This is a genomic window from Solemya elarraichensis gill symbiont (genome assembly GCF_002021095.1).
Taxonomy (GTDB): Bacteria; Pseudomonadota; Gammaproteobacteria; order Chromatiales; family Chromatiaceae.
In genome coordinates, this window is sequence record NZ_MPRK01000135.1 from 1 (window position 1) to 4,970 (window position 4,970).

Annotated in this window: 6 protein-coding genes; 1 reads left to right on the top strand and 5 read right to left on the bottom strand. The window is 52.8% G+C overall.

The features are described from left to right. From BOW51_RS07480 to pyrE, 3 genes are all read right to left on the bottom strand, one after another. Nucleotides 1-506: extracellular solute-binding protein (locus BOW51_RS07480; protein ID WP_135568135.1), on the bottom strand; the 506-nt coding region annotated here is incomplete at its 3' end. 114 nt (nucleotides 507-620) lie between these two features. Further along, nucleotides 621-1,484 carry a formyltetrahydrofolate deformylase gene (purU, locus tag BOW51_RS07485; RefSeq protein ID WP_078477138.1) on the bottom strand — a complete coding sequence of 288 codons (864 nt, stop codon included), beginning with the start codon at nucleotides 1,482-1,484 and terminating at the stop codon, nucleotides 621-623. Nucleotides 1,485-1,487: 3 nt separating this feature from the next. Beyond that, a complete protein-coding gene (gene pyrE / locus BOW51_RS07490; RefSeq protein WP_078477139.1) occupies nucleotides 1,488-2,129 on the bottom strand; it encodes an orotate phosphoribosyltransferase in 642 nt (213 codons plus the stop codon). A gap of 150 nt (nucleotides 2,130-2,279) precedes the next feature. Between pyrE and BOW51_RS07495 the strand changes: the two genes are divergently transcribed. Next, nucleotides 2,280-2,885, top strand: coding sequence for a hypothetical protein (locus BOW51_RS07495; RefSeq protein WP_135568133.1), 606 nt, complete (start codon nucleotides 2,280-2,282; stop codon nucleotides 2,883-2,885). Nucleotides 2,886-2,999: 114 nt separating this feature from the next. Here the strand turns inward: BOW51_RS07495 and BOW51_RS07500 are convergent, their stop codons facing one another. Together BOW51_RS07500 and BOW51_RS07505 are read right to left on the bottom strand one after the other, a co-directional pair. Further along, nucleotides 3,000-3,734: an SIMPL domain-containing protein gene (locus tag BOW51_RS07500; RefSeq protein WP_167367271.1), complete on the bottom strand. Its 735-nt coding sequence runs from the start codon at nucleotides 3,732-3,734 to the stop codon at nucleotides 3,000-3,002. Nucleotides 3,735-3,759: 25 nt separating this feature from the next. Further along, nucleotides 3,760-4,970 (bottom strand): DUF3400 domain-containing protein (locus BOW51_RS07505; protein ID WP_135568134.1); only part of this gene is annotated, 1,211 nt, incomplete at its 5' end.

Consider the following 4,970-nt stretch of genomic DNA (forward strand, 5'->3'; position numbering starts at 1 on the left):
GCGACCAGTGATTGATTGTAGATATTGCTTGAGGAGCGAATGCAGATACGTCCTTTCCATTTCTCATCGGTCAGTGCTTCGTAGGTAGAGAGTTCCTCCGGCTTAACGCGATCCTTGGCATAAAAAATCGGGCGGGCGCGTACTGACAGGCCATACCAGAATCCCTCGGAATTTCTCAGGTGGACAGGAATGCGTTGCTCAAGTTTGTCCGAATTCACTTTTTGCAACAGGTCTGCAGCTTGTGCGCGATGCAGTCGTCCTGCATCCGTGGTGATCAGCAGGTCAGCTGGTGAGTTGATGCCTTCTGTCTCAAGGCGCTTGAGCAGGGCGTCGGCCTTGCCCGTGACCAGGTTGACTGTAATGCCGGTTTCTTGGGTGAATTGATCAAGAAGCGGCTTGATCAGCGCCTCTTTGCGTGCAGAGTAGAGGTTAACTTCTTCGCTTGCAGCCATGCTTGCGTTGCTGCCGAGCAGCAGGATAGCGACAGCGAAGAGGGCCTTGGCCATATTCATTTTCGATGTTCCCCAGGATAGTTTGTTCACTCAATGGGGGGCATCTTACTGCAAATGAGAATGATTCGCAATACTAACTGGATGGTAATATTACCCGGTATCTACTGATCAGAAAACGATAGTTCTATTCCGATAGGCGAGAACCCTGTGCTGCAGGTGTTGCCATATGGCACGTGCGAGAACGATCTTCTCGAGGTCGCGCCCCTTGCGTACCAGGTCGTCAATCGAGTGTTCATGGCTGACACGTACCACGTCCTGTTCGATTATGGGTCCGGCATCAAGATCGGCAGTCACATAGTGGCTGGTTGCACCGATAATTTTAACGCCGCGTTCGTAGGCGGCGTGGTAGGGGCGAGCGCCTGCAAAGGCTGGCAAAAACGAGTGGTGAATATTGATGACCTTGTGCGGCCAGGCTGACACGAAATCCTCGCTGAGAATCTGCATGTAGCGGGCAAGCACGACGAAATCGACACCATAGTGCTGCAGCAATTCGAGCTGCTTCTGCTCCTGCTGGGCCTTGTTCTCCTTGTTGACCGGCAGGCAATGAAAATCGATACCGAGACGCTCAACCGCGGGTCTGAGGGTTTCATGATTACTGATGATCAACGGAATTTCGACGCGCCATTCGCCTGTTTCGTAACGAGCAAGAATGTCGTAAAAACAGTGTGAGTGCTGTGAAACGAACAGTGCCATGCGTTGTACATGGTCGGTAAACTCAAGAGACCATTCCATCTGCATCTCTCTGCCCAATGCATCTGCAAAAGCGACATCAATATCATTTCGCTCAAGGTCGAACTGGTCTAGTGACCAGGCGACGCGCATGAAAAACATACCCTGTTCCGCATCGACATACTGGTCGAGTGCAGTGACATTGCCGCCATGACGGAAAATAAAATCGGTCACGGCGCGTACGATGCCGCGCCGGTCAGGGCAATGGATAAGCAGAATGGCGCTGTTGAGATGGTCAGTCATGGATTAGACGCCGTACTTTTCAGAATAAGCGAGAACCGGTTTCAGCCAACTATTGTATTCGGGCGCCTCTTCGACGAAGGTAATCATATCTTCAAGATGAGCAATCGCACTGACAGGAATGCCTATATCAGACTCAACTTCCTGAACGGCCGATTTCTCACCCTGGCCGCGTTCCTGGCGGTCCAGTGCGATCACAACACCGGCGGGTTCCGCATTCTGTGCGCGAATGATTTCGACCGATTCACGCACGGAGGTGCCAGCCGAGATAACATCGTCAATGATGAGAACGCGTCCTTCCAGGGGGTGGCCGACGATAATACCGCCTTCGCCATGGTCTTTTGCCTCTTTGCGATTAAAGGCGTAAGCGACGTCGATATCATGATTGTCTGCAAGTGCAGCAGCGGTAACAGCTGCCAGGGGAATGCCCTTGTAGGCCGGGCCGTAAAGCACGTCAAACTGGATGCCGCTGTCGACGATCGTCTGCGCATAGTAACGCCCGAGTTCGGCAAGACTGACGCCAGTATTGAAGAGCCCGGTGTTGAAAAAGTAGGGGCTCAGACGGCCTGATTTCAGGGTGAATTCACCAAAGCGAAGAACCTCTTTGTCGAGGGCGAATTTGAGAAAGCTGCGCTGATAATCTTGCATTTTCTTTACGGTTTGTGTGCGAATAGCGCATTGTCGGGCGATGAGGGCCTGTAATCAAGTAGAATGTGACAATTCGTTAACTGCTTTGTTTGATTTATGTCTCCACGCGTTCCTTTCAGTACCAGGCCTGGCCGTCACGAGCGGCACTTCATGCGCAAACTGGATAACCCCATGTTTCCGAGACCGATTCTCGATTACGAGGATGACGCCCTGCTGGACGCCCAGCGCCAGGATCACGAGGAGTTACTGGAGTTCATTACAGGCCTGCGCAAGCTGATTGAGTCTGTAATCAATCTCAAGCCCAACGAGGAGTCACAACGAATTCTCGATCTCAAGGGCGAATTCGACAAGGCGTATGAAAAGGCCTGCACACTGGCGGATGACCAGGCAGGTAACAAGTCGGCAATATCCGAAATGATCAATATCATCATGCAGGTGATTCGCCGATCAGCCGGGGATGACCCGATGGCGCTTAAGGAGTTTGCAGACGAGGAACTCGCCAGGAGCAACCATTTTCGCCTGTGTGAACATGCACTGGTCGCAGACCTGCTCGATCCTGCTTCACTGATCCTAGAGGATGAGCTGGTTGCTGTGTTGCTAGGCGCGCCCGAAGATGAATTCAGTTCTGCGCTTGAGTTGTTCGATGAAGAACAACGAGCAGAACTTGTGCAGCAGGCACAATCTTCTATTTCCCGCTTCGATACGCCGGATACAGATGGGTCGCAACGTATTGCTCAGATGGGGACGGTTGGTTAACTATTCAGGGTCTCCTGCATTTGCACCGCACCAGAACAGGGAGGATTCTCCGTTATTGGCGCCCGTGCGCGCCACCGCGCGCTTTCAACATTCATTGACGCGAAGCGTCACATACTAGTCAGTGCTTGCCTGGATACAGCGGTAGCCACCGAGTGTTTTGTTGCAAAAGAGCTCAATTGTGCCACTGACACTGACCGTGAGAGTGCTGCTGCCAGCCTCGATGGCTGCTGGTGCTGCCTTCGCTTCCATGGCCATCATATTTCCACGCAAGTAGGGAACGGGCGGAGGTACATTGCCATTGTTGATCGAGACATCGACAATTCGAAAGTCTTCAAAACCGAATGCGCTGGCACTCTGCCGTGCGCGCTGGCGGAATGCCAGTATCGCTTCATCGGTCAGTTTTTTCAGGGCCGCATCTTTAGCGCTTCTGGATACCTGGTAACCAAGATTCCGCATTGCCAGCTTTTCCTGCAGTACCGCGATTAACTCACCGAGTTTTTCGCTATCGCCAGATTCGAGGTGCAGTGACTGGGAAGCGCGCCATCCCTTGATACGCGTTTTGTCGTAAACGGCACTGGTACGGTAGTCGAGTGTGCGCACCTCGATGCCGTCAATCTTTTTTGCTTCATCTACAGCCCAGTTGATCGCCTTGTTGACCTCCTTTGCCGCATGCGCAGCATTGCCGGCCTGGAATTCAGCGTAGAGTTCTGCAACCAGCAGGTCGTTTTCAATCTCCTGGGCAGCTTCGGCGCTCAGGCGAACACGATTATAGGCGTCACTTGTTTCAGCCACTGTATTGCCGACGAACGGCAGGATGGCAAGTAGAAGGACTGCAAGCAGTGTACGCATAGGATTCTCCCCGGGAATGCGATAACTAGAGCAGAACGCGTTCGATACCATCTTTCTGCAGGCCATCAATAAACTTCATCTGCCAGTTGTCTCCAAGCAGCTTGTTGGCCATCTCGATGACGATGTAATCGGCCTTGAGACCGGTCTCATCCTGGTATTTCGCCAGACCCTGCAAGCAGGCAGGACAGGAGGTGAGTAACTTGCTCTCCTGTACATCGGTGCGTTCCTTTCCTGTCAGACTCGTGACGCCTTTGAGAAGTTCCTCCGATTTGCGGAAGCGTAACTGGCTGGCGATGTCCGGACGGCTGACGCCAAGGGTTCCGGATTCACCACAGCAGCGATCCGACATTTGCACTTCACTGCCGGTGAGGTCGCCTGCGACCTTGAGTGAGGGATACTTCTTCATCGGGTTGTGGCAAGGCTCATGGTAGAGATACTTGCGTCCGGTGGATCCGTTCAGTGATATGTCTTTTTCCAACAGGTATTCGTGAATATCCAGCAGGCGACAACCGGGGAAGATTTTTTCAAACTCATATTTCAGCAGTTGGTCCATGCAGGTGCCGCAAGAGACAACCACTGTCTTGATATCAAGATAGTTGAGGGTGTTGGCGATACGGTGGAAGAGTACGCGATTTTCTGTCGTGATGCGCTGCCCCTGATCTGCGAGTCCTGCAGATGTCTGCGGATAGCCACAGCAGATATAACCGGGAGGCAGAACCGTTTGTGCGCCGGTTTTATGCAGCATGGCGATGGTTGCCAGTCCGATATCAGAAAACAGACGTTCTGAACCACATCCGGGAAAATAGAAAACAGCATCACCATCTCCGTTCTGATTAGGATCGGAGATGATGGGTACTTGCGTCTTGTCTTCAAGGCGCAGAGCTTCACGAAAGCCCTTTTTGGGCAGGTCAACACGGATCGGCCTGCGTACCAGTTCGATCACCTGTTCTGTTACTGTTGCTTTCTCTGTTGTCGCTTTCGGTAGCGGCGGTGTTTTGCTGACGATGCCAGTCAGGCGCGCCATTGTATGCCCGGCATTGAGTCCGCGAAATCCCCACTTGCCCAGTGTTGTACGCAGGAAGCGTACAGTGCCCGGGTTGGTGGTGTTGAGAAATGCCATCGCAGCCTTAGCCCCGAGGCTGGTGCGTTTCTGGCCGCGATTGACGAGAATTTTACGCATGCGCGTGGTGACTTCGCCAAAATCGATATCAACCGGGCACGGATTGAGGCACTTGT

Coding starts and splice junctions, on each gene's coding strand:
- purU (WP_078477138.1), bottom strand. CDS start 1,484: ATGACTGACCATCTCAACAGCGCCATTCTGCTTATCCATTGCCCTGAC.
- pyrE (WP_078477139.1), bottom strand. CDS start 2,129: ATGCAAGATTATCAGCGCAGCTTTCTCAAATTCGCCCTCGACAAAGAG.
- BOW51_RS07495 (WP_135568133.1), top strand. CDS start 2,280: ATGCGCAAACTGGATAACCCCATGTTTCCGAGACCGATTCTCGATTAC.
- BOW51_RS07500 (WP_167367271.1), bottom strand. CDS start 3,734: ATGCGTACACTGCTTGCAGTCCTTCTACTTGCCATCCTGCCGTTCGTC.